The sequence below is a fragment of the Fontibacillus forbon genome (assembly GCF_046559655.1).
In the GTDB taxonomy this organism is placed as follows: Bacteria; Bacillota; Bacilli; order Paenibacillales; family Paenibacillaceae; genus Fontibacillus.
Map to the genome: position 1 here is coordinate 153,085 of NZ_JBKGFV010000006.1, position 21,986 is coordinate 175,070.

23 protein-coding genes are annotated in these 21,986 nt (G+C 50.4%); 5 read left to right on the forward strand and 18 right to left on the reverse strand.

All coding sequences use genetic code 11. From position 1 onward, the window contains the following. Window positions 1-19: 19 nt before the first annotated feature. The 7 genes from ACLB09_RS21860 to ACLB09_RS21890 all read right to left on the reverse strand — a co-directional run bounded on the left by ACLB09_RS21860 (window position 20) and on the right by ACLB09_RS21890 (window position 3,956). Window positions 20-673 (reverse strand): TetR family transcriptional regulator, encoded by a 654-nt coding sequence (locus tag ACLB09_RS21860; protein WP_410771968.1) that lies wholly within the window; start codon window positions 671-673, stop codon window positions 20-22. A gap of 201 nt (window positions 674-874) precedes the next feature. Beyond that, window positions 875-1,645, reverse strand: coding sequence for an ABC transporter permease (locus tag ACLB09_RS21865; protein WP_410771969.1), 771 nt, complete (start codon window positions 1,643-1,645; stop codon window positions 875-877). After that, on the reverse strand, window positions 1,645-2,406 hold the full coding sequence (locus ACLB09_RS21870) for an ABC transporter ATP-binding protein (protein ID WP_410771970.1): 762 nt from the start codon (window positions 2,404-2,406) through the stop codon (window positions 1,645-1,647). The genes ACLB09_RS21865 and ACLB09_RS21870 overlap by 1 nt, the downstream gene beginning before the upstream one ends. 150 nt (window positions 2,407-2,556) lie before the next feature. Beyond that, the gene (locus ACLB09_RS21875) at window positions 2,557-2,898 is read right to left on the reverse strand and encodes a DUF1048 domain-containing protein (RefSeq protein ID WP_410771971.1); all 342 of its coding nucleotides are present in this window, start codon (window positions 2,896-2,898) and stop codon (window positions 2,557-2,559) included. 42 nt (window positions 2,899-2,940) lie between these two features. Continuing rightward, the gene (locus ACLB09_RS21880) at window positions 2,941-3,291 is read right to left on the reverse strand and encodes a DUF1048 domain-containing protein (protein WP_410771972.1); all 351 of its coding nucleotides are present in this window, start codon (window positions 3,289-3,291) and stop codon (window positions 2,941-2,943) included. A gap of 12 nt (window positions 3,292-3,303) precedes the next feature. Then, window positions 3,304-3,651: a DUF1048 domain-containing protein gene (locus tag ACLB09_RS21885; RefSeq protein ID WP_410771973.1), complete on the reverse strand. Its 348-nt coding sequence runs from the start codon at window positions 3,649-3,651 to the stop codon at window positions 3,304-3,306. Next, window positions 3,648-3,956: a PadR family transcriptional regulator gene (locus ACLB09_RS21890; protein WP_410772116.1), complete on the reverse strand. Its 309-nt coding sequence runs from the start codon at window positions 3,954-3,956 to the stop codon at window positions 3,648-3,650. The genes ACLB09_RS21885 and ACLB09_RS21890 overlap by 4 nt, the downstream gene beginning before the upstream one ends. A 360-nt stretch (window positions 3,957-4,316) precedes the next feature. Here ACLB09_RS21890 and ACLB09_RS21895 point away from each other — a divergent pair, with 360 nt between their 5' ends. After that, window positions 4,317-5,129 carry a class I SAM-dependent methyltransferase gene (locus tag ACLB09_RS21895; protein ID WP_410771974.1) on the forward strand — a complete coding sequence of 271 codons (813 nt, stop codon included), beginning with the start codon at window positions 4,317-4,319 and terminating at the stop codon, window positions 5,127-5,129. Here ACLB09_RS21895 and ACLB09_RS21900 read toward each other — a convergent pair. Further along, window positions 5,124-5,690, reverse strand: a complete 567-nt coding sequence (locus ACLB09_RS21900) for a TetR/AcrR family transcriptional regulator (protein ID WP_410771975.1) — start codon at window positions 5,688-5,690, stop codon at window positions 5,124-5,126. The genes ACLB09_RS21895 and ACLB09_RS21900 overlap by 6 nt on opposite strands. Before the next feature lie 175 nt (window positions 5,691-5,865). Between ACLB09_RS21900 and ACLB09_RS21905 the strand changes: the two genes are divergently transcribed. Continuing rightward, window positions 5,866-6,795, forward strand: a complete 930-nt coding sequence (locus ACLB09_RS21905; protein ID WP_410771976.1) for a ketopantoate reductase family protein — start codon at window positions 5,866-5,868, stop codon at window positions 6,793-6,795. An 87-nt stretch (window positions 6,796-6,882) separates the two neighbouring features. Further along, the gene (locus ACLB09_RS21910; protein ID WP_410771977.1) at window positions 6,883-7,614 is read left to right on the forward strand and encodes a type II toxin-antitoxin system prevent-host-death family antitoxin; all 732 of its coding nucleotides are present in this window, start codon (window positions 6,883-6,885) and stop codon (window positions 7,612-7,614) included. A 28-nt stretch (window positions 7,615-7,642) separates the two neighbouring features. Here the strand turns inward: ACLB09_RS21910 and ACLB09_RS21915 are convergent, their stop codons facing one another. From ACLB09_RS21915 to ACLB09_RS21925, 3 genes are all read right to left on the reverse strand, one after another. After that, window positions 7,643-8,293, reverse strand: coding sequence for a DNA-3-methyladenine glycosylase family protein (locus ACLB09_RS21915; RefSeq protein WP_410771978.1), 651 nt, complete (start codon window positions 8,291-8,293; stop codon window positions 7,643-7,645). Between the two features lie 131 nt (window positions 8,294-8,424). After that, window positions 8,425-9,093, reverse strand: a complete 669-nt coding sequence (locus ACLB09_RS21920) for a DinB family protein (protein WP_410771979.1) — start codon at window positions 9,091-9,093, stop codon at window positions 8,425-8,427. A 6-nt stretch (window positions 9,094-9,099) separates the two neighbouring features. Beyond that, on the reverse strand, window positions 9,100-9,852 hold the full coding sequence (locus tag ACLB09_RS21925; protein WP_410771980.1) for a MerR family transcriptional regulator: 753 nt from the start codon (window positions 9,850-9,852) through the stop codon (window positions 9,100-9,102). Between the two features lie 147 nt (window positions 9,853-9,999). Here ACLB09_RS21925 and ACLB09_RS21930 point away from each other — a divergent pair, with 147 nt between their 5' ends. After that, window positions 10,000-11,232: an MFS transporter gene (locus tag ACLB09_RS21930; protein ID WP_410771981.1), complete on the forward strand. Its 1,233-nt coding sequence runs from the start codon at window positions 10,000-10,002 to the stop codon at window positions 11,230-11,232. A gap of 19 nt (window positions 11,233-11,251) precedes the next feature. Here ACLB09_RS21930 and ACLB09_RS21935 read toward each other — a convergent pair whose 3' ends face one another. The 4 genes from ACLB09_RS21935 to selD form a co-directional block, all read right to left on the reverse strand. Further along, window positions 11,252-12,007, reverse strand: coding sequence for a class I SAM-dependent methyltransferase (locus ACLB09_RS21935; protein WP_410771982.1), 756 nt, complete (start codon window positions 12,005-12,007; stop codon window positions 11,252-11,254). 1,011 nt (window positions 12,008-13,018) lie between these two features. Beyond that, window positions 13,019-15,460, reverse strand: coding sequence for a YcdB/YcdC domain-containing protein (locus ACLB09_RS21940; RefSeq protein WP_410771983.1), 2,442 nt, complete (start codon window positions 15,458-15,460; stop codon window positions 13,019-13,021). A gap of 138 nt (window positions 15,461-15,598) precedes the next feature. Continuing rightward, a complete protein-coding gene (gene mnmH / locus ACLB09_RS21945) occupies window positions 15,599-16,651 on the reverse strand; it encodes a tRNA 2-selenouridine(34) synthase MnmH (RefSeq protein ID WP_410771984.1) in 1,053 nt (350 codons plus the stop codon). A gap of 56 nt (window positions 16,652-16,707) precedes the next feature. Further along, on the reverse strand, window positions 16,708-17,757 hold the full coding sequence (gene selD / locus ACLB09_RS21950; RefSeq protein WP_410771985.1) for a selenide, water dikinase SelD: 1,050 nt from the start codon (window positions 17,755-17,757) through the stop codon (window positions 16,708-16,710). A 179-nt stretch (window positions 17,758-17,936) separates the two neighbouring features. Between selD and ACLB09_RS21955 the strand changes: the two genes are divergently transcribed. Continuing rightward, window positions 17,937-19,007, forward strand: a complete 1,071-nt coding sequence (locus ACLB09_RS21955) for a permease (RefSeq protein WP_410771986.1) — start codon at window positions 17,937-17,939, stop codon at window positions 19,005-19,007. Window positions 19,008-19,058: 51 nt separating this feature from the next. On the opposite strand, the gene ACLB09_RS21960 is transcribed toward ACLB09_RS21955, so the two are convergent. The 3 genes from ACLB09_RS21960 to ACLB09_RS21970 all read right to left on the reverse strand — a co-directional run bounded on the left by ACLB09_RS21960 (window position 19,059) and on the right by ACLB09_RS21970 (window position 21,942). Then, window positions 19,059-20,090, reverse strand: coding sequence for a LacI family DNA-binding transcriptional regulator (locus ACLB09_RS21960; RefSeq protein WP_410771987.1), 1,032 nt, complete (start codon window positions 20,088-20,090; stop codon window positions 19,059-19,061). 176 nt (window positions 20,091-20,266) lie between these two features. After that, a complete protein-coding gene (locus ACLB09_RS21965) occupies window positions 20,267-21,100 on the reverse strand; it encodes a carbohydrate ABC transporter permease (protein WP_410771988.1) in 834 nt (277 codons plus the stop codon). Next, window positions 21,100-21,942, reverse strand: a complete 843-nt coding sequence (locus ACLB09_RS21970) for a carbohydrate ABC transporter permease (protein ID WP_410771989.1) — start codon at window positions 21,940-21,942, stop codon at window positions 21,100-21,102. Before ACLB09_RS21970 ends, ACLB09_RS21965 begins: the two co-directional genes overlap by 1 nt. Window positions 21,943-21,986 lie beyond the last annotated feature (44 nt).

Genomic DNA, 21,986 nt, shown 5'->3' on the forward strand with positions numbered 1-21,986 from the left:
TATCCCCTTTGAATTTGATTCAAGTCCCGAACAGTCGATCAATAAAATCAAAAGCAATTCCCCTGTTATCCGTGCGCTCCACGGGCATAAAATCATGAGTCCGAAAGAAACTCAACCCGTAAATCATCGCCAGCAAAGCATACGCTGCGTGCTTGTCAGCAAGTGCATTTGTCGAATCTGCCTTTCGGGCATGGCGGATCAACGACGAGATCCCTTCTATATCCCGGGCATACGTTTCAAGCATTACCTTTCTCAGTTCCTCATCGATCGCGGCCATGGAGATAAATTGAATGAATATTTTCGCGATCCTTTCCTGGGGTAACCGGATGTGCTCCGCCCCTTCCAGCGTGGAGACCTGGATCGTTTCTTGGCTTGTGCCAGTCACCGGAGGAAGGGCGACCTCCACGACGGTTCTTACCATCTCCAGCGGAGGCATGCCTTCTTTAATGGAAGAACCAATCTTTTGACTATAGGCCGATAAGAATGCTTTAAGGCTTTCGAGAATCAGATTCTTCTTGGATTTAAAATAGTAAGCGACGATTCCCTTTGAAAATCCCGCTTTGGCCGCGACCATATCCAGGGTGACCCGATCGATGCCGTGTTCGCAAATGCATTCCAGGGTGGCGTTAATGGTTTCTGCTCTTCGTACAGGCTCCATTCCTTGTTTGGGCATAATCCGCTCTCTTTCTGTTTTTATTTTGACCAGTCAGTATAATATAAACAGTAAACTCCCGAAGCCCTCTGTATCAAAGAAAAAAGTCACAACCTTTGAGGTGTCCGAAAAAAATATACAAAAATGGCAGCCCTAGACTGGATAATAAAGTCCTGGACTGCCGCTGATTTATTAAACTATCGTCTCCTGTTTAGCTAAACATTAAGCTGCATTCCGTTTGTACGCACGCACCGCAAATAGATATGCGACGATCATGATCCCTAAGCACCACGCTAAAGCGACCCAGATATCATTGCCTACCGGTTGATTTGACAATAGTGCACGGAGGGTCTCTACGATAGACGTCACCGGCTGGTTTTCTGCAAAGACGCGAACGACAGTCGGCATCGTCTCGGTCGGCACAAATGCCGAGCTGATGAATGGCAGGAAGATCAACGGGTAAGAAAAAGCGCTTGCCCCTTCCACCGTTTTTGCGGATAGTCCGGCAATGGCCGCGACCCAAGTCAAAGCCAGCGTAAACAGCACGAGTATACCGGCTACGGCAAGCCAAGACAGTACCCCCGCCGATGATCGAAAACCCATAATGAGCGCTACGAGAATGATGACGACAACGGAAATGACGTTGGATACCACCGAGGTCAGCACGTGCCCCCAAAGTACAGTGGAACGCGCAATCGGCATGGAGTGGAACCGCTCAATGATGCCCCGTTGCTTATCCAAAAACAGGCGGTAAGCCACGTAGGCCACTCCGCTGGCAATAGCCATAAGCAGTATACCGGGCAACAGGAAGTTCACATAGTTATCCGTACCGGTTTCGATGGCGCCGCCAAACACATAAACGAACAGCAGCATCATTGCAATCGGAGTGATGCAGACGGTGAAGATGGTGTCCATACTGCGGAAAATATGGCGCATGGAACGTCCGAGCATCACGCTCATATCGCTGAAAAAATGTTTTTTTGCCGTCTCCATTAGATGGCCTCCTTTTTACCGATGATTGCGAGGAATATTTCCTCCAATGTCGGCTGTTTTTCAACATACTCTACCTTCGCTTTCGGGAACAGCTGTTTCAGCTCTGCGAGCGTACCGCCCGCAATAATCTTGCCCTCGTGCAGAATGGCAATTCGGTCGGCAAGCTGCTCGGCTTCCTCTAAATACTGCGTGGTCAGGAATACCGTCGTGCCGCTGTCCGCTAGCTCTTTTACAATCTTCCAAACCTCGATACGCGCCTCGGGGTCAAGCCCGGTGGTTGGCTCATCGAGGAAAATGACTTGCGGTTTTCCCACAAGGCTCAAGGCGATGTCGAGCCTGCGGCGCATACCACCCGAATAAGTAGATGGCTTACGGTCGGCCGCGTCAGTTAAGCCGAAACGTTTCAGCAAATCGTCCGCAACCTGACGCGGATGATCCAGATGCCGAAGCTTGGCAATCATGATCAGATTTTCCCGCCCGGTTAATATCTCATCCACAGCGGCAAATTGCCCGGTCAGACTGATCGCATGCCGCACATTCCCGGGTTTTGACGCAACATCAAATCCGTTTACGGTAGCGGTGCCTCCGTCCTGTTTGAGCAGCGTGGTAAGGATTCTTACAATCGTCGTCTTGCCCGCGCCATTGGAGCCGAGCAGGGCGAATATCTCACCCCGCTTCACCTCAAAATCCACGCCCTTTAAGACTTCCTTGTCTTTAAAGGATTTTTTTAGCCCTTTTACGGAAATCGCTGCATTGCTCATCCTTTTCTCCTCCTATAAACAACTATTTAGTGTGACTGGTAACCTGTATCACTTACTACCGAGTTAAAATAAAACTGAATAGCGAAGGTGGCAATTCACATTCGTAACCAGCCATTCAGTCGGTAGGTTCTACGGTAGGTTCTAGCGAGTTTACTTTTTTCTCAATCGTTCCAGAATACCTTGATTCAAATCTTCACGATACTTGGCGATATAGGTCTTAGCGTTGACCACTAGCTCATCGGCAAAGGATGCCACGTCTTCCCCGGTGATCTCCAGCACTTGTTTTCCTTCCGCCGCACCGGCTTCGAACAAATCGATTAATTCATACTGCATTTGCAGCATATCCATTCCGTTGCCCGCCGAGAAATTCCACATGTAGGTTTGAATTTTCTTAAATACAAACTGGTAGTCCTCCGGCAAGGCATCCACCCGTGCCATCATCATTTTGTACTCTTTCTTATCACCAATCATTTTTTTGAACATTTCCATCATGTTATTTTCCCTCCTCTTTATTTAAATCTGAAACTCACTTTTTTACTTTGTTCTATCCGCAGCCTTTTTTATAGCCTTGTTAACTTCTTGGTTAACAGATTCTTGATAAACATCACCGTAAGTTTTTGAATCTTTGATTAGCTCGTCGCAGAAAGCCGCTACGTCACTACCCGTCACTTCGAGCACGCCTTTCCCCAAGGCAGCGCCCTCTTCAAAAAGATCGACAATTCCTGAGAGCAAACCCGTCCCTTCGGTTAACTCCACAGGGCTGACCTTAAAGAGATATTTTTGAATCTCTTTATAAACAATCTGATAATCCTGCGGGAGCGCTTTGACGCGCGCCACGTGTGCCCGCCACTCTTTTTTGCCTTCGATCATATCCCGTATTTTCATTTGATCATCCTCCTATTTGCCTAATTTTTTGGCGATATTCCTGTTGAGCTGCTCGCGCCACTTGTCGCGGTAAGACTTCGCCCCTTCTTCGCCGGCCAGCGCTGAACAGAAGCCTTTGATATCGTCACCCAAAGCCTCTTGAACACTCTGGCCGTCCGCCGCTGTTTCTTCCAGCAGGCCAAGCACACCGTCAAGAATTGGCATGAGGTTGCGGCCGGTAAAGTCGGAGTGCGGCCACAGATTGACATTAATTTGTTCCCATGCCGCTTGATAGTCGGCCGGCAGCTTTTTGACTCGCGCTTCAAAACCTTTGAATTCTTTAGTCATGTCACTGCCGGTGATTTTTTCCCAAAAGTTCATAGTTTGTTCTCCTTTAACTCGTTCATTTTTGATGATACGAACTCCCATTTTTCCCAGAACCTCCGCAGTTCCTCGCGCCCCGCATCATTGATTGCGAAAAACTTTCGCGGCGGTCCCATGTCGGAGGGCTTCTTGGTGATTTCCACCAACTTGTTTTTTTCAAGCCGGATCAGGATGGTGTACACCGTTCCCTCCACAACATCTGTGAAGCCGAGGGCGTTCAGCCGCCGCGTGATTTCGTAGCCGTAGGTTTCTTTGCGGCTTATAATTTCAAGGACACAGCCCTCAAGCACGCCTTTGAGCATTTCCGTTAGGTTTTCCAGCACAATCACCCCTTACTATTCTGTATGACTGGTATCAAGTATTACTTACTACTACTACAAAGTAACACGCAGTAGTCAGATTGTCAATAGGGGCAAATCCTCAATGTCTAACTTCTCGGCCTCTCCAATTCTTTACTCATTTCATGATTTGGGCCGGTCAAATCTGCGGGATCAAATGTTCGTTGTATGGAAGGTTTTGGGTGGATTTATTCATAGGTAGATGGTAGATTATTCTATGGGTTATTCCGCTGAGTGTTCGTGTTCGATAAGTGTTATTGGGATAACGCGCAAGTCGAGATATACGTTACGGCTCATATTATTTATATTGGGGGATGCTACCGCATGGACAAGAATTCCGGTTATAGAACAAACGTTATAGGCGCTGGTGAAGTGGGCCGTGCCATCTCGGTCGACATGGACAATGATTCTATACATAAAACTAACAGCCTATTTTGGGATACAAAAGGGAATGAAATTTTGGGAGCGACCGCGCTCCCTCTCTATGGAGCATTTGTCTCGGAAGAAAAATGCCAGCTTTTTGGCGATGTCTCCGGAAAAAAGGTACTGGAAGTGGGCTGTGGAAGCGGTCAGTCCCTGCAATATCTGGGGGAACGCAAAGCATCTGAACTATGGGGCATGGATATATCGGAAAACCAACTCGAAAAGACAGCGCAACTTTTAACATCCTGCGGTCTTTCAGCCAAATTGATCTGTTCTCCCATGGAAGAAGAATGCGGTATACCGGAGGATTATTTTGACTTCGTTTATTCGGTGTATGCCATCGGCTGGACCACCGATCTTGAGGGGACTTTTAGCCGGATCGCTTCTTATCTAAAAAAAGACGGCGCATTTATTTTCAGTTGGTCTCACCCTATCCACAAATGTGTGGTTGCTGAAAATGATATGCTTGCTTTTAAAAAATGTTATTTCGATGAATCCTGGTATTCGGTATCCCTTGAGGACAGCACGCTGACCTTATCGGACCGTAAACTATCAACCTATGTGAACGCGCTCTCCAAAGCGGGATTTGTCCTTGAGGAAATGATTGAGCAATCTGATGATGATCTTATGCAAACGCGGGGCGATAACAGTGACTTTGCAAAAAAAGCAAAGATGCTCCCTGTAACTTTTGTAATCAAAGCAAGTAAACTATAATCCTGTTTTACTCTCAAGCAGCAGATTCCGCTCCAACAATACCTGCAATTGCTCCACCATTTCCGCCGGGGAGTAAGGCATCGATTGGAGAATCCACCATTCCACCAGGCCGGCAATCGCACTGGACAGAAATTGGCCCAGAATCTCGGGCTGTACTCCCGCACCTATGCCGCAGCTTCGGATATGCTCTCCGATTCCCTGTTCCACCATCGCCATCATCCGGTTCCGGAAGGCCGGTACCCCCTTGCTCGTCAGCAAAATGGAATAGACGGAAGCGTGCTGCTCTATAAATTCAAAAGTGCGCAGTAGTTGCGTTTTTGCGGACACCCAGCTCGGATCCCCATCCGGCCGACAACTTTCGTACAAGAATTGCAAATAAGTTTCAATGCACTGCTCCAGCAAGTCGAATTTGTCCGTAAAATGCAAATAGACGGTTCCCCGGTTCACGTTCGCCCGGTCCGCGATTTCGTGTATCGTTATTTTTTCAAACCCTTGTTCCCCCAGCAACCCGATAAAAGCTTCCAAGATCGCCTGCCGCGTTTTCATGATTCGTCTATCCATAATCCTTCCTCCCCGCTCTTACTTCTGAACATTTCGGGCGTATGTGTTGAATTATCAACGGAATCGGCGATTTTACCGATTGATCCGTGATTCCCTAGGATGCTAAGGTGATTATAATTCAACAAACGTTACTTATTCAACAAATGTTCAATATCCGGAAAGCGAGGATCGCAATATGAAGATTTTAATTTACGGCGCAGGGGTATTGGGCAGTTATTTGGCCCATGCTTTGATACGCGGAGGCAATGATGTAACCGTACTGGCGCGAGGGGCTCGTGCGGAAGAACTGGAAAGCAGCGGCCTGATCATCCGCCACTACTTCCAGCTCAAAACCTCCGTTGATCCTGTTCGGGTGATCCGGACGCTGGAACCGGAAGATATCTACGATCTCATCTTTGTGGTCATGAAATATTCGGACTTCCCTTCGGTTCTGCCGATTTTGGCGGAAAACCGGAGCAGCAACATCGTGATTGTAGGCAATAATACGGATGCCCGGGATATGCAGGTTTACTTTCAAGAGAACAGCTCTACCCGGAAAAATGTCGCTTTCGGATTCCAGGTTAGCGCCGGTCGGCGGGAGCCCGGTCGCATCGTCAGCGTCCGCGCCGGCGTACAGATGGTAATCGGTGCGCTGGATGGCTCCATTCCTTTTCGAGCGGAGTTGGATCAAGCTTTTGCCAAGGTCAAATACAAACTTGTTTACCACGAGAATATCGATGCTTGGCTAAAAAATCATATCATCCCGATTTTGGCGATCAATTACGGCACCCTCATTCATGACGGCCAAATGAAAAAGATCGCCGGTGACAACAAGCTGCTGAGTCAAATGGTCGCGGCCATGGATGAAGGCTTCCGTGTGCTGGAAGCGCTCGATTACCCCCTCGTGCCAGCGGGACAAGCGAAAATTATCCGGAGTCACCCCAAGCTGCTCCGCCTTTTTCTTAAAATTTATCATCTACTCCCGGTCAGCCGGATGGTCGACGGTTCTCCGCTTGAGATCGTCGCATTAAGCCGCGTATTTCGCGAATGGAGAAATCGGACTGACGTCCCCACTCCCAACTGGGATATGCTGGAGGGGCGAAGTGTCATACATTTGCCGAATTAACCTCCAAGAAATTAGCTAATATTTAATTGATTCCCACCAAATAATTAGCTAAAATAAAGGAAAATAGCTAATTTTGAGGTGAGACTTATGCGGGTTTCTTCCACCGATATGCAGAACAATTTCGGAAAATATTTAAAGTTTGCGGAGGCGAACGAAGAGATTATCGTAACAAGGAATGGCAAGGATGTGGCTAAATTGGCCGCTCTTTCCGAAGGTGATCCAACACTCCATAGAGAAGAGGCAATGAAATATGAATTAAGCCGCGGCACTGTGACCTACGAAGAATTCCTTGAGATGACGGAAACGTCGGAACAGCGTTTAGAGCTGATTGACGGCTTTGTGTATAACCTTGCCTCGCCTTCGTTTAAACACCAACATGCCGTACAAGAGATACTTGTTGCGTTTCACAATTGGTTAAAAGGAAAACCCTGCACCTCGCTACCCTCCCCTTTCGATATCACACTGGAAAAGGAAGAAGATAATATTTGCGTCGTCCAGCCGGATGTGGTGGTCATTTGCGACAAGGACCGAGTCGATGCAAAAGGCAAATATACGGGCACGCCGACTTTGGCGGTAGAGGTGTTGTCCCCATCCACGCGGAGCAAAGATTTGATCCGCAAGCTCGACTTATACCGAGCATGCGGGGTCAAGGAATACTGGATCGTCGATCCGATGAAGGAACAAATAGCGGTTTACGTTTTCGAGGACGGCGAAATCGCGGACATCACTTATTATTCGAAAGCCAAAGACCCCGACGTGGAGTCAGGGTGGTTTAAGGGCTTATACGTTTCGACTGAGGATCTCTTCGCCGAATTCTAGGCGGGCGCCGGACTGACCCTTCTGCGGCTTAGTTTGGCGTATCCGCCCCGTCCCCATTGGCTTGCTTGAACGAGATTTCCCACAAATAAATGGAGGCGACCGAACCGTAAGGCGAATATCGGAGACGGTATTGTTCAAACTGCTCTTTCGTGAGGGCCGGAAGCCCGTACAGATTCATGATGCCGCGACGGATCGCTATATCGCCCCAGCTAAGGATATCCGGCCGCTCCAGGCAGTTCATGAGCAGCATTTCGGCCGTCCAAACGCCGATGCCGGGTAACGCCGTCATCCTGGCGGTGACTTCCGCATTCGGCAAATCCCGAAGGCCCTCCAGGTCGAATTCGCCCGAAGCGACTTGCGTGGCGATGCGGTGGATACAGAGTGCTTTTTTCATCGTCATGCCGCAGCGTTGGATGTCATCGGCCGAGGCTGCCGCCAAACGTTCCGGCATTATATCCCCGAAAGCAGCCTGCATGCGGTTCCATATGGTTTGCACGGCTTTCACGGAAATGAGCTGGCCGACGATCGCGTGAACGAGCGCAGGAAACAGCTCCGGGATAATCACCCGCTCCACTCTGCCCCGTCGGGATATGTAATCCCCCAACACGGGATCCACGGCCGACAGGCCTTCTAATTCCTTTTGTCCATAATCAAAAGTCTTGGTTGCCACGGCGCACATGCCGATTCCTCCTACGTATCTTTGTTTCAGCGGATTTGCCCGCAAAGACGACAGAAGCCGTACACCTACTATAGCTTATCCGATAGCGGGTTGTACGGCTTTTCGATTGAAACAGCAAGATAGTGAACACCTTATTTTTTTAATCGCTGCGCTTTGTTGAGATGAACGAGGAGATGCCGGGTAGCCGGCATCAGGATGATTCCCGCTTTGGTCAGGCCGCCCCAGTAATCCAGCAGCCATTCTCCTTCTTCCCGGACATCCTTGTTGCTTTTGATCAAAGCGACCCGAGAATGATCTATCTTCTGTTTCAATTCGCCTGGAGCCAACGCCATGACGATTTCCCGGGTTCGAAGCCCCACCGCATTCCGGTAATCCCGGAGAGACGGGATATGAACGGAAGCGCTAAGCTCCCGCAATTCATCGTCATTCATTCCGTTGCCCGTATCGCGATACCGGATTCCCATTCTGCCGGACCAATCCAGTTCGTCAAAAATCTGCGGCCGGTCCGCCACCAGCGTGTTGAGCGTAATATCCTCGATCCGGGTGGAATGGTAAATATGCCAGGCGATCGAATTCACGCCCGGCTTCGGTACCCTGCGATAGTTCTCTTCGCTCATATCATCCAGCACTTCATCCTCGAAAGACCAGACATCCGAACCGGCGATTTGCGCCGAATGTACTGCCGCATGCTGGGCGAGTATCCCTTCAATGGCCGATTCGTGATGCTCCGGCTTGACGATGATCGCCTTCAATTCCTTTTGCCGGGTATTCCAAACGACGCGTTCATTTGACATGTTCATCTTCCCCTATTCTCCTGACTTGGCCAACGCCTCCGCTGCAGCTTTCAAATAGTAGGCCAGCCCGGTTTGCTGCCCCTCCAGCATGCTCCGGTGGAAATCATCCTCCAGAAAAAAAGAGGTCTGGAGCGCAAACTCGGAAACCAATGCGGGATGGCCGTGCTTTTTCAGAAACTGTAGGTGTTCCAAAATATGCTGTTGCACGCTCTGATCGTCATATTTGAGTCCGCCTCTTAAGCTGCTGGCCATCTCAGCCATAAATTGTGCGGCTTCCACGGCCTGTTCGTTCAGCGCAGGCACATCCAGAGGCTCCTCGCCGAGGAGGTCCATATTATAGGTTTCCTGCAAATGCCGATTCTGCTCTTGCAGCGCATCCACCCATTCTTCTTCGCTGGCAAACCCTCTGAACATTTCGCGCCGATCCATGGCTTTTCCTCTTTCCTTGAAGACTATAGATTTTTCCAAGGTTAATAAAATATGCTCCAGCCTTTGTTTCTGGCGGCCAAGCAGTTCTTTCTGCTGCGATAAAATAGCCAACCGCTCCGGATTCTCGGCAAGCAACTGCTTGATCTGCTCCAACGGGAAATCCAGTTCCCGGTAGAACATAATTTCTTGAAGCCGCTCCAACTCCTCGTTTCCGTACAAACGGTATCCCGATTCATTGATATGAGCAGGTATAAGCAGACCTACCTTATGATAATGATGCAGCGTTTTGACAGTCACGTTGGCGATGGAAGCCACTTCTTTTACAGTAAACAGCATTTTCTGTCACTCCTTTCGCTTCCAAGCCTAATCCCTCCCCTAAGGTAAGAGTCAAACAATAAAATAAATTCATTTTTGTGCTTGACCCTCCTCTCAGGTCAGGGCTTACGCTGAGTCCGGATTGAAATCACCGAGGAGGTTATAAGTATGAGAACCAACCCCATGTCCCTTTTTCGTAGCCGCTATGTCCGCGCCGTCTTCATTTCCAGTCTGTTCTCCCAGCTCGGAATCTGGGTCCGCAATTTCGCCGTGCTTCTCTACGTTATGGAAGTGACGGAAGGCGACGCTAAGGCGGTATCGCTGATTTCCGTTGCCGAATATGCTCCAATTTTTATTTTTTCATTTATCGGCGGCGTGTTTGCGGACCGTTGGCGGCCCAAAAAAACGATGGTCTGGTGCGACGTTCTAAGCTCGCTATCGATCCTGGTCGTCTTCTTTATGCTCAAAACCGGATCCTGGCCAGCCGTTCTGCTCAGCGTCCTGTGTTCCTCTATTTTATCGCAGTTCGCCCAACCTGCCGGCATGAAATTGTTCAAGCAGCATCTGTCTGAAGAACAAGCGCCGTACTGCATGTCCCTGCTGCAAACCTTGTTCTCCGTGTTCATGATTGCCGGGCCCGTGCTCGGAACGTGGGTTTATCAGCAGTTCGGGATTGATGTGTCCCTGCTTGGTGTCAGCGCGGCTTTCCTCCTGTCGGCAGCAGCTTTGTTTCGGATTCCGCCCGATGAGCATGAGCAAGCCGTTGAGGGGGCAACGAAGAAATTGGATGGCAGTTCCTCCATTCTCCTTGAAATGGCCAATGGACTTGGCTATGTGTTCAAAAACCGGAATCTGCTCTTGCTGTCCCTATGCTTTGCCGTGGTCGGCCTTGGCGTCGGTCTCATTTCCCCGCTAGGCATCTTCATCGTTACGGAACGGCTTGGGCTGCCGGCCCAGGATCTGCAATGGCTTAACATTCCTTATGGCGTGGGCGAAATCGTCGGGGGAATCGCCGCCTTCAGCCTTGCGTCCAAATTTCCGCCGAAGACCATGCTTGTCGTCGGCTTAATCTCCAATGCGGCAGGCATTGCCCTAACCGGCCTGTCATCCATGCTCTGGCTGACTATGGCGGCGCAGATGTTTGTAGCTCTGCTGCAGCCCGCAATCTTCATCGGAAACCAGACGCTGGTCATGCAGCAGACAGAGCCTGCTTATATCGGCAGGGTAACCGGGATCCGGACGCCGCTCATGACCGGATCGATGCTGCTCATGATGAGCTTGTCCGGCGTTTTAAAAAGCGTGCTCCCGCTTGAAGCGCTCTATGGAATTGCCGGACTCAGCTTCCTTGGCGGATTTCTCCTCCTGATTCCGCTGCTCGGAAAAAGCGAGCGGGAAGGATAGAAGCCAACCGTATAAACAACTACAACTTGTAATCCGGCTGTCCGATCCAAACCTCGGTACTGTAGGCTACCGTGAGGTTTCCGTTTTTCGCGAGGCGCCTAAACCGCTCCAGATGCGCTTCGCGGAATTCGGAGAACCAGTCCTCGTTGCCGCCCGGCGACTCCATGCCTGACGCTACCGCACCCCAGTATTCATCCCAGTTCTCCCGATGCTCCTGCCGGAACAAATGCTTCGCCGGCAAGCTCTTGCCGAAAAAATAGCCTAAAGGCGTTTGGTGCCTCGTCTCGGCCAGCCGTTCCTGATAGGGTTTCAGGTTCGCGACCTGCATCGTATCCCTGAGAAAGTTGTCGTCTTCTCCATATGAAAAGAAGGCCAGCACTCCGTCAGGCTTCAGTATTCTGGCGAACTCCGCAATCGTTCTCTCCGGCTGGAAGCGGTGATACGCATTCGCGGCCACGATGAGATCCACCGAGCCATCCGGCAAATTACTATGTTCAGCCGTGCCGTCCATAAACTTTACGCCTGGTGCGTCCCCCAAGGCCTCCACCGCCACATTCCGCATTTCCGGTTCCGGCTCAATCGCATAAATCGTTTCAGCCTTACCTATGAAATGCTTGGTCAGCAATCCGGTGCCCGCTCCAAGATCGGCTACCGCAATCCCTTTTCCTCCCGCACATTTCATGGCAAACTCCACCGCAAACGCCGCCGCTTCAGCGGCATACGGCAGCCGGTATTTGTCGTAGTTCCGCGCTTTCTCCCGGCTCATCGAACCCATATGAATCCCGCTCCCCATATTCTATCCTGTTTCTTGAGTATATTTTTACCAATTCCAAAGGGAGGCGGCTATGATAAATGATAAACCCGGGAGGGAATAGCTTCGCACCATTCGCACTCCTCGCACTCCTCGCCCCCTTCGCGCCTTTGCACTCCTCGCCCCCTTCGCGCCTTTGCACTCTCGACCCCTTCGCGCCTTCGCACTCCTCGCCCCCTCGCCCCTTTCGCGCCCTTCGTTGGATATTTTCCAACAAACATCTTCTGATCCGCTGCAGCCTGCCCCTTCATTGGAGAAAATCCAATGAAATGGCCCGGAATTGCCCGACTCGGCGCGAACTATGAGGTTTTGATTGGAAATCATCCAATCAAGCCTAAGAATCAGCCAGCCATAGATGGATTCGTTGGAATTTTTCCAACGAACCATTCCGATGGCGCTGCACTAGCCGAGCTAGTCCGCATGCGAGACCGCCCTCTAGCTTACATCTATCTCGAACCCTCGCTAGTTCAATCTGCCAACCTCGCATCAGCTTCAATGGGCCATATAGTAGCAGCTCAGTTTGCCGGGCCCGTACCAGCTCAATGAGCCAGACTGGTAGTAGCTCAGTTTGCCGGGCCCATGTTAGCTCAACGTGCAGTAGCCTACCGCTTCATGCCGGGCCCATGTTAGCCCAACGTGCAGTAGCCTACCGTTTCATGCCGGGCCCATGTTAGCTCAACGTGCAGTAGCCTACCGCTTCATGCCGGGCCCATGTTAGCCCAACGTGCAGTAGCCTACCGCTTCAGCCGGGCCCATGTTAGCCCAACGTGCAGTAGCCTACCGCTTCACGCCGGGCCCATGTTAGCCCAACGTGCAGTAGCCTACCGATTCATGCCGAACCTGTGCTAGCAAAGCGCTGCTAACTCAACATAGCCGTACTCGCTGACCTAAACGTTCAACGCCCCTCAAATGCAAAAGAGGCTGCCCGGCGCAGTAGAATCTGCTTCCGGGACAGCCCCATCGCCGAATAGATGACTATTGGGCGATTGCCTGATCCGTTTTGCCTTGCAGCTTAACGAGCTGCATGATTACCGTTGCCGCATCCGCTTTCGTCACGGCACCTTGCGGATTGAATTTGCCGTTTTGGCCTTCCAGCAACCCAAGTTTCATGGCGAGGGCCACTTCGCCCTTGCTGACGATCGACGACTTGTCGCCGAATTGGTTTAAGCTTTCATCCCCGTTCAGAAATGATGCCATTTTGCTATACTTGACAATCGATGCCAGGCTGACGGCAAGTTGCTCTCTCGTCAGTTTGGAGTCAACCTTCAGAACGGCGTCCCGGTCAATCCATTTTCGTTCGGCAGCATAGCTTACCGCATCATAATACGGGCTATCCACCGATACTCCCGCTATCGCCTTCCGTTCAGCCATTCCGTAATAACCGGCATAGTCCTTGTAATAAGGAGTTACGGCTTGAGCCATCATGCCAAGCCATTCGCCAACCGTAATTTCTTGGTTAGGCTTCACGTTGCCGCTTTCATCAGGCGTAATTACACGATACTGTACCAGGGTTGCGAGATCTTGCTCGGCCCAATGGCCTTTCAAATCGGCAGGCAGGGATCCGGTGGAATTCCCGTTCCCGTACCTGATATTGTCATATACCGTCACCCATTGCCCTGAAACGGCATCGAGAACTTGATACGGTTTATCGCGATCCTTGACTTCCGGAGAATAAGCCAGCCAGGTTTTCTGTTCAATATATTTGTTATCCATGATATGTCCGCCGGTACTGATATACTGCAGTTTCATGATGTACAGATCCCGGTATGTCTTCAGCGCTTCTTCCTTCGCCACTTTTGCGACCGATGGTCCGGTAATTTTATCGAGTCCCGGCGCCCGGCCAAAGCTGTAATATTCCAGATTGCCATACAAATCGAAGGATAGCGAAATTCCGCCGCCATTCACCGGAATGCCTTGGACAAATCGGGTGAAATTAAAACCGTATCCCGTCTTATCCGGATTGGCATTGTTCTGCTCCACCAATTTGTAATCCTTGCTTACGTTCGGAGCCAGAGCATTTACGAGTTCGATCGCTTTTTGCTTGGCTGCTGCTTGACTCAACTTCACGGACCCGGCTGGAGGGGCTGATACTTCCTTACCTTGATCGGCAAACTCCTCCATGCGAAACTCAAGAATTTGTCCCGTCAGGGCATCAACTTCAGCACTCGATTGGGACGGGAATCCTGGAACATACGGTTTTCCCTGCTGGTCTCCCCAGGTCAATCTCCATACTTTCCGCGCGGGATCGGCGTAATCCGAATTAAGCGACGGATACGAGGATAAAGTTCGCCCCTTTGGAATCGTAAAAGCTTGTTCCACCAATTTCGCTGCCTCGTCGGCGGTCAGTTCCGTCTTGGATGTCCGGGGCGCAAATTGTTTCTTGGTTGCCGTTACTTCCGAATAGACAGGAGGAGTTGTAGTCACTTCTTCCCCTTGATAACTAAACCGCTTCCCGGTTGTTGCATCGATCGGGTAAGTGGCGTAATCTGCCGGACTCCAAGCTAATATATATTCATTAGTTTTATCTTCTTTGTGTATCTCAACATACCTTAGTTCAACATCCAGTCCGCTTCCGAAGGTTTGCTCCGCATCGGCCTGGGAAATGGCTGCCGACTTCGCCGGATAATTCAATCGCTCATAAGATTTGGAGAAATGAATCAGGTTTCCGTTGCCGTTAAGCGTAATTGCGACGTATTCGGGTGATGGAATCCCGTTCTTGAGCACGCCAAAATTAAAGCTGTATTGAACCGGTCCGAACAAAGCGGTCTCGGTTGGATTCCAAGAAGAGATCCCCTCCTGTTTCAGATCCTGAAGCTTTATAGAAGGAGCCGCCTTAACAATAAAAGACTTGGCCGTTTCCAGCGCCTGCTCTTGGGTCAGCTTTGGAGGATAATAATTCTCGTTAGAGGCTTCTTGTGCACTACTTAAATAGATATTAATCAGATCTCCGGTCATGGCATCAACCTGGGAACTAAAACCGTATCCCGTATTTCCCGTCTGAAATTGCCAGTCGATGTTCCAAACCATTTGATTGGTTGGGGGCGGATACACATTCGTTATCCCCAGCACGACGTTTTGGGCGACAGCATCCTTCAATTCCGGGAACAATTCCTTCACTTTCGCGACGGCCTGCTCCTTCGTAAATTTGGCTAGGGACGGATCCGGCGATGATGTTCCCGGCATCGGAATTTCACCGGCGGCAATCTTCAATCGGGTCTCGATCGGCAAGTAGTCATACGATGAGGTGTTGCCTGATGCACTATCCGTGCCCGATTCTACCGAAACGCTCTCAGTCGCCGTACCTGACTCAGCCCCGGCCAGACTTGCAGGAAGCAATACTGAAATCGCTACCAACCCGGTACAGGTAAATTTCGATATCTGTTTAAATCTACTTGCTCTAGCTCTTTTCTTATTCAACACTACCCCAACCTCTCTCCCTGGATACTTCTCTCCATTCTAAGGCGTTTTACGCAAAATATCCAGAATTACCCTTCACACCATAAAAAAGAGACCGTCCGCCAAACGATCGGCGAACGGTCTCCCTCCAAGCCACCCTCAATTTGCAGTTTGTCCCGCCGTTCTTCCGAGCAACTCCTCAACAGCAAGGACCGCTTCATCGACCGAATCGGCACGGATTGTAGTAAACTCGGCTCCTTCGTACTGTTCCTCAGTAAAGGTATAACGGGGATCGTAATAATAGAGGAGCAGCAGTTCAACAGCCCGTTCATACTTTCCGTCCTTCAGGCACTCCCCGATTTCCGCGGCGATCGGCCTGTGGATGCGGGACTCGATTTTCATGAAGGCCTTCATGCAAGCTTCCGGATCGTCCCATGGCTGGTAGTCTTCCAGAATCGTCTGCACGCGCGCTTCCATCGGAAGTTCCACCCGGATATGAAAGCCCTGATCCTTTTTAGTCATAACCAATTCCGGAATAACGACCTTCCCGATCCGCTTGCTCTCCGCCTCCATGAGCAGGTAAGGAGCATTCCGGTGTTGTAGCTGGAGCAGTTCTTCCAGCAGCAGAGAATCGAAGGTTTTCTGGTTATGGGAGCGAAGTCCGATTTCTCCGAATACCGACCCGCGATGTCCGGCCATACCCTCCAGGTCAAGAACCGGATAACCCTTTTGTTTCAACTTACGCAGCAGGGCGGTCTTGCCGTTACCCGTATGTCCGTGAATGACATAAGCCGGAGGTTCGAACGACAGGCTCTCCAGCATTGCGACGACCCACTGGCGGTAAGCCCGGTAGCCTCCGGACAACCGGTAGGCGTGAATGTTCATCAGGGAAAGCAGCGTAGCTGTCGTTCTGCTGCGCATGCCGCCGCGCCAGCAAAACACCGCCTTTTTCTCCGGGATGGCGCCAAATTTCCTGATAAAAGCCGGCAGCTTGGCGGATACGATTTCAAGCCCGCGATCTTGGGCGGCATCTACGCTGACTTGCTTATACAACGTTCCGATTTCCGCCCGTTCCTGATCGTCAAACAACGGAATGTTGATACTGCCCGGAATCGTGGACTGCGCGTACTCGGAAGGGGAGCGGACATCGATGAGAACCAGCTTTCCTTTTTTCTGCTCGGCCAAGTCCTCAATAGATATATCTTGAAACATGATGTTTAACTCCTTCTATAGTTGGTCAAAAACAAGACGTCTGTGGATTACGAATCCTATTCCACGACGATGCGGCCGGGATGTCCCCCGGTTACTTCCCCGATCACGCTGGCTTCGACGCCGGCTTGCACAAGCGCTTGATGCAGTTTTTCAGCCTGTCCGGCATCGACCGAGATGAGCAGGCCGCCCGAAGTTACCGCATCGCATAGAATCCAGCGATCAATCTGATCCATCTCCGCCGGGAAATCGATGTCCGCCTCCACATGCGCGAAGTTGTTTTTCGTGCCGCCGGGCACAAAGCCCTGCTCGGCCAACTCCCGCACGCGCGGCAGAACAGGCACATCGCGGAATTTGATGTTGATGCCCGCGCCGCTTCCTTTGGCCATTTCAAGCGCATGGCCCATCAAGCCGAAGCCGGTCACATCCGTGCAGGCATGGACTTCGTAGGTCTCCATCGTTTCCGCCGCCGCTTTATTCAAGGTCGACATGACGCGCGTGACCCGCTCGGTCTCTTCCGGGGTCAGCGCATCCTTTTTGATCGATGTCGTCATAATGCCCACGCCGATCGGCTTGGTCAGGATCAGCTTGTCCCCCGGCTTGGCACCGGCATTCGTTCTGACTTTGCCCGGATGCACGAGACCGGTCACCGCCAGCCCGAATTTGGGCTCCTTGTCGTCGATCGAATGACCGCCGACCAGCGTCGCTCCCGCTTCCCTTACTTTATCCGCGGCCCCGCGCAAAATATCGGCCAGCACGCTTTTATCCAGCGTAGAAATCGGAAAAGCTACGATATTAAGCACCGTCAGCGGCTTGCCGCCCATCGCGTAAATATCGCTAATCGCATTGGCTGCCGCAATTTGACCGAATGAATACGGGTCATCCACGATCGGCGTAAAAAAATCGACCGTCTGAACGAGAGCCAAGTCGTCCGTTAATTTGTAGACCCCGGCATCGTCGCTCGTATCCAGGCCTACAAGCAAATCGGGATTCGGCTCCGATTGCGGCAAACTTCGGATCACCTGCATTAAATCCGCAGGACCGATTTTGCAGCCGCAGCCCCCTTTGCTCGATAAAGACGTCAGTTTCACAGAATCAGATGCTGCCATATATGAATCACAATCCTTCCGTATGCAAATATAAGATCTAGACAGTCAGTGCCTATTTGATAAAGTTCCACTCTAAATCGTACTCCAAAGTGCCCGGGGAGGCAAATCCCTTCAAACTCCGTAATATCGTTGTGTTATACTGTAATTCGTGTCTAAATTCCAATACTGTGGAGGAACCTATGTCGACATCAACGAAACCGCACTCTCTCAATCCACGGCCCCCTGGTACGGGCAAAACCATAGTCTTTATCATCTTATTCGTCATCATTGCCATCGCCGGATTAAGTTATGTCAAATGGTGGCCTTATTACGAAAAAGCCTTCAAGGCAGCGGCGAGCCATTCGATCGGCTCCTCGATTCTCGGATCCGAGATGTCTGGCCTGCCGTCCTGGAGCTCGGCCATCGATTACGCGACGACTTATTTTAAATCCGTTTGGAAGGCCGCAGTGCTAGGCATTCTGCTCGGTTCACTCGTACAGGTGCTGCTGCCTTCCAAATGGCTATATAAAGTGCTCGGCAAAGCGAGCTTTAAAAGCACGCTCCTTGGCGGCGCAGCCTCGCTGCCCGGCATGATGTGCTCTTGCTGCGCAGCCCCGGTCGCCTGCGGCTTGCGCCGTAAGAACGTCTCGGTCGGGGCAAGCCTCGCCTTCTGGATCGGCAATCCGGTGCTGAATCCCGCGACGCTCATATTTATGGCATTCGTGCTGTCCTGGAAGTTCACGGTGCTTCGGATCGTGTTCGGACTAATTTTAACGTTCGGAATCAGTTATCTTGCGGACCGCTTCGCGGACAAGAAGGACAACACATCGCCTGTGCCCGAACCGGATGTGCAGGAGAGCAGCGATGAGGAACAAGGCTCCTTCGCGGTGCGCTGGCTCAAGAGCTTAGGCATGATGATCTTGAACGTCGTTCCGGCCTACGCCATTTCCGTCCTGCTGCTCGGCGCATTCCAGCATTCCTTGTTCCCCGTATCCATGGGAACCGGGATCGCCGCCATTATCGTGTTTGCCATCGTAGGCACGCTGTTCGTCATTCCGACCGCGGCGGAAATTCCGATTATCCAGTCTTTTATCGCCCTGGGTCTCGGAACCGGTCCTTCAGCGGCGCTGCTGCTTACGCTTCCGACCATCAGCCTGCCTTCCTTGCTTATGGTCTCCCGGTCATTTTCCAGAAGAACGCTCCTGTTCGTATTGGCTTCGGTCATTGTCATTGGCGTCTTGGGAGGCATGCTTGGTACGTTCTTCCTGTAAAAAAACAACAAAACCCGGCCGCAGATTTCTTCTGCGAGGCCGGGTTTATTACTATTTCCGGGCGGTGGTCGATTCGCGAATCATCAGTTCCGCCGGGAATGTTCTGTGCGCATGGGTTATCTTTTTGTTGATCAGATCGAACAGGATTTTGATCGTCTCTTCCGCAATTTCCTCCACCGGTTGGCGGATGGTTGTAATGGAAGGATTGTAGTAGTAAGTGATATCCAGCCCGTCAAAGCCGGCGACGGAATAATCTTCGGGAACGGATTTTCCGCTCTCAAAGATCGCCTTGCAAGCTCCTACGGCCAGACTGTCGGAAACGGCAAACAGCGCCGTAAACTCCTCTCCCGATTCCAGCAGCTCTTTGGTCACCTCATAGCCGTTTTCCATCGAGTAACTCTCTATATGTTCTTTCATGCTGTAAACGAGCTTCTCACTTAATGGCAGCCCGTGATCTTCCAAAGCCTGTTTATAACCTTCGTATCTAAGCTTACCGATACTGACATCGTCCATGGATGCGGTAATGATGGCAATTTTACGATGGCCCTGATTGCATAAATAGTCTACCATTTTATAGCTTTCTTTGTAATCATCGACGGAGACCGAGGAATACTCATGAGGGTCATACTCCGGAGTCATACCGATCGTACTAAGAACAAACGGTACTGTCAGTTGATCAAGCTTTTCCTTGGAATGCGAAAAATACCCGCCGAGAAAAACGATTCCCTTTAACCGTTTCTCTTTCTCCAACTCGATGGCGACTTCGATTTCATCCTGATTCTCATCCACCCGTTGCAGAATGAAAGAGTATTTCTTTCTTTGAATCTCTTTCTCGAACACTTGAATCATCCGGTTGAAGAAGGGATTCGTGATCCCCTTGATCAGGACAGCGATCGTTTTCGAAGCGGAACGCTTCAGGTTCCGGGCGCTGTTGTTCGGAACATAATGGTTGTCCTTGATGACCTGCATAATCATTGCTTTGGTCTCTTCGCTGATATCGGGATGATTATTGATCGCCCGGGAAACCGTGGTCACGCCAACCCCGCACATTTTTGCAATATCGATAATTGTAATTGAAGCCATGTCCGATCTTCCCTTACATCGTAATCTCTACACACTCATAGAAAATATAGCAATTAAACCCTTGGAAGACAAGCGCGGGTATAAAAAAGCAGGGTTTCCGGGCGAGATCTGTCCATCCGGTAAAAACCCTGCTCCGCCCTCTTTGTAGCCAACGCTTATGGGCATTTATTTGTGAGCTAACCTTTGACGGCGCCGGCAACGACACCTTCAATAATATATTTCTGACAAAACAGATAGAAGATAACGATAGGCAAAATAGCCAACACCAGCATGGCCATCATGGCCCCCATGTCGATCGAGCCGTAACCGCCCTTAAGATAATGAATGGCGATCGGAATCGTCCGGTGGTCACTCCCGATGACCAGCATAGGCAGCAAATAGTCGTTCCAGATCCACATGACGTTGAGGATCGCCACGGTAATCGCAATCGGCTTCAAAATCGGCAACACCACTCTGAAAAAGGATTGCACGGGGTTACAGCCGTCAATCAGGTCGGCTTCTTCGATTTCGATTGGAATCGACTTCACGAATCCGCTGAAGAGGAACACCGATAACCCGGCTCCAAAGCCCAGATAAATGAAAATAATGCCGACCAGATTATCCACATGCAGCACATTGGCCACCTTTGTCATCGTAAACATGACCATTTGAAACGGGACGATCATCGAAAATACGAAAATGTAGTATACATATTTCGTGAATTTCGTTTTGACTCGCGTAATGTACCAGGCCGTCATGGCCGTAAGCAGTACGATAACGGCAACGGAGCACACCGTGATGAACAGGGAGTTTCCGAAGGCGTTAAAAAATCCGATTTTGGAGATACCGCCCGTATAGTTCTTCAACCCGGTAAACGTCTGGACATCCGGAAGTTTGAATGGGGTATCGCTAATAAAGAACTTTCCTTTAAAAGAATTCATCAGCACGATCAGGATAGGTGCCAAGAACAGCACGGCGAGAACCAATAACACCGTATTCAGTGCGACATCTCTGCCTCTCGTCTTTTGCATCAGTTCTCAACCTCCTTGCTTCTTGTGGCGACAAGCTGGATCAATGCGATCAAGGCAACCAGCAAAAAGAATACAACCGCTTTGGCCTGACCGACGCCTTCCCATCCTACGCTGCCATAAAAGGTGTTATAGATATCCAGCGCCAGCATGGAGGTTTGCTTCGATGGTGCCCCGGCCGTAAGCGCCAGGTTCTGGTCGAACAGTTTGAACGAATTCGACAATGTCAGGAACAAGCAGATAGTGATAGAAGGCATAACGAGAGGGATAGTCACATTACGCAATATACCGAAACGGGTACTTCCGTCAATTTTGGCTGCTTCAATAACGTCTTTCGAAACATTTTGAATGCCGGCGATATAAATAATCATCATGTACCCGATTAATTGCCAATTCATGAGAACGATGAGCCCCCAAAAGCCGTAATTGGCGCTGGAGGTTAAGGTTACGTCAAATTTAATCAGCACCCCGTTAATAATGAGCTGCCAAATGTAGCCCAGCACGATCCCGCCGATCAGGTTCGGCATGAAAAAAATCGTTCTGAACAGATTGGTTCCTTTCTTCCCCCGCGTTAAGAGCAAGGCCAGAAGAAAGGCAAATACATTGATCGTAATTACCGACACGATTGTAAATTTAACCGTGAACCATAAGGCGTTCAAAAATTCTTGATTAGAAAAAGCATTAATATAATTGCCGAAGCCAACCCATTTTGCATCAGTGACTGTTGTAAATTCCGTAAAGGACAAGTACACGCCCAGAACAAACGGAATAATGAACATGACAGTAAAGGCCAGTAATGTAGGCAATGCAAAAAGGGCGAAGTATCTTTTTATCGATTTTTGCATGGTGTTCTGCTCCTTACCTGAGATTAAAAAAATGGCGAGTCAGA

Excerpts from the sequence above, each read along its gene's own strand:
- ACLB09_RS21860 (WP_410771968.1), bottom strand. The coding sequence starts at position 673 with ATGCCCAAACAAGGAATGGAGCCTGTACGAAGAGCAGAAACCATTAAC.
- ACLB09_RS21865 (WP_410771969.1), bottom strand. The coding sequence starts at position 1,645 with ATGGAGACGGCAAAAAAACATTTTTTCAGCGATATGAGCGTGATGCTC.
- ACLB09_RS21870 (WP_410771970.1), bottom strand. The coding sequence starts at position 2,406 with ATGAGCAATGCAGCGATTTCCGTAAAAGGGCTAAAAAAATCCTTTAAA.
- ACLB09_RS21875 (WP_410771971.1), bottom strand. The coding sequence starts at position 2,898 with ATGATGGAAATGTTCAAAAAAATGATTGGTGATAAGAAAGAGTACAAA.
- ACLB09_RS21880 (WP_410771972.1), bottom strand. The coding sequence starts at position 3,291 with ATGAAAATACGGGATATGATCGAAGGCAAAAAAGAGTGGCGGGCACAC.
- ACLB09_RS21885 (WP_410771973.1), bottom strand. The coding sequence starts at position 3,651 with ATGAACTTTTGGGAAAAAATCACCGGCAGTGACATGACTAAAGAATTC.
- ACLB09_RS21890 (WP_410772116.1), bottom strand. The coding sequence starts at position 3,956 with ATGCTCAAAGGCGTGCTTGAGGGCTGTGTCCTTGAAATTATAAGCCGC.
- ACLB09_RS21895 (WP_410771974.1), top strand. The coding sequence starts at position 4,317 with ATGGACAAGAATTCCGGTTATAGAACAAACGTTATAGGCGCTGGTGAA.
- ACLB09_RS21900 (WP_410771975.1), bottom strand. The coding sequence starts at position 5,690 with ATGGATAGACGAATCATGAAAACGCGGCAGGCGATCTTGGAAGCTTTT.
- ACLB09_RS21905 (WP_410771976.1), top strand. The coding sequence starts at position 5,866 with ATGAAGATTTTAATTTACGGCGCAGGGGTATTGGGCAGTTATTTGGCC.
- ACLB09_RS21910 (WP_410771977.1), top strand. The coding sequence starts at position 6,883 with ATGCGGGTTTCTTCCACCGATATGCAGAACAATTTCGGAAAATATTTA.
- ACLB09_RS21915 (WP_410771978.1), bottom strand. The coding sequence starts at position 8,293 with ATGTGCGCCGTGGCAACCAAGACTTTTGATTATGGACAAAAGGAATTA.
- ACLB09_RS21920 (WP_410771979.1), bottom strand. The coding sequence starts at position 9,093 with ATGAACATGTCAAATGAACGCGTCGTTTGGAATACCCGGCAAAAGGAA.
- ACLB09_RS21925 (WP_410771980.1), bottom strand. The coding sequence starts at position 9,852 with ATGCTGTTTACTGTAAAAGAAGTGGCTTCCATCGCCAACGTGACTGTC.
- ACLB09_RS21930 (WP_410771981.1), top strand. The coding sequence starts at position 10,000 with ATGAGAACCAACCCCATGTCCCTTTTTCGTAGCCGCTATGTCCGCGCC.
- ACLB09_RS21935 (WP_410771982.1), bottom strand. The coding sequence starts at position 12,007 with ATGGGTTCGATGAGCCGGGAGAAAGCGCGGAACTACGACAAATACCGG.
- mnmH (WP_410771984.1), bottom strand. The coding sequence starts at position 16,651 with ATGTTTCAAGATATATCTATTGAGGACTTGGCCGAGCAGAAAAAAGGA.
- selD (WP_410771985.1), bottom strand. The coding sequence starts at position 17,757 with ATGGCAGCATCTGATTCTGTGAAACTGACGTCTTTATCGAGCAAAGGG.
- ACLB09_RS21955 (WP_410771986.1), top strand. The coding sequence starts at position 17,937 with ATGTCGACATCAACGAAACCGCACTCTCTCAATCCACGGCCCCCTGGT.
- ACLB09_RS21960 (WP_410771987.1), bottom strand. The coding sequence starts at position 20,090 with ATGGCTTCAATTACAATTATCGATATTGCAAAAATGTGCGGGGTTGGC.
- ACLB09_RS21965 (WP_410771988.1), bottom strand. The coding sequence starts at position 21,100 with ATGCAAAAGACGAGAGGCAGAGATGTCGCACTGAATACGGTGTTATTG.
- ACLB09_RS21970 (WP_410771989.1), bottom strand. The coding sequence starts at position 21,942 with ATGCAAAAATCGATAAAAAGATACTTCGCCCTTTTTGCATTGCCTACA.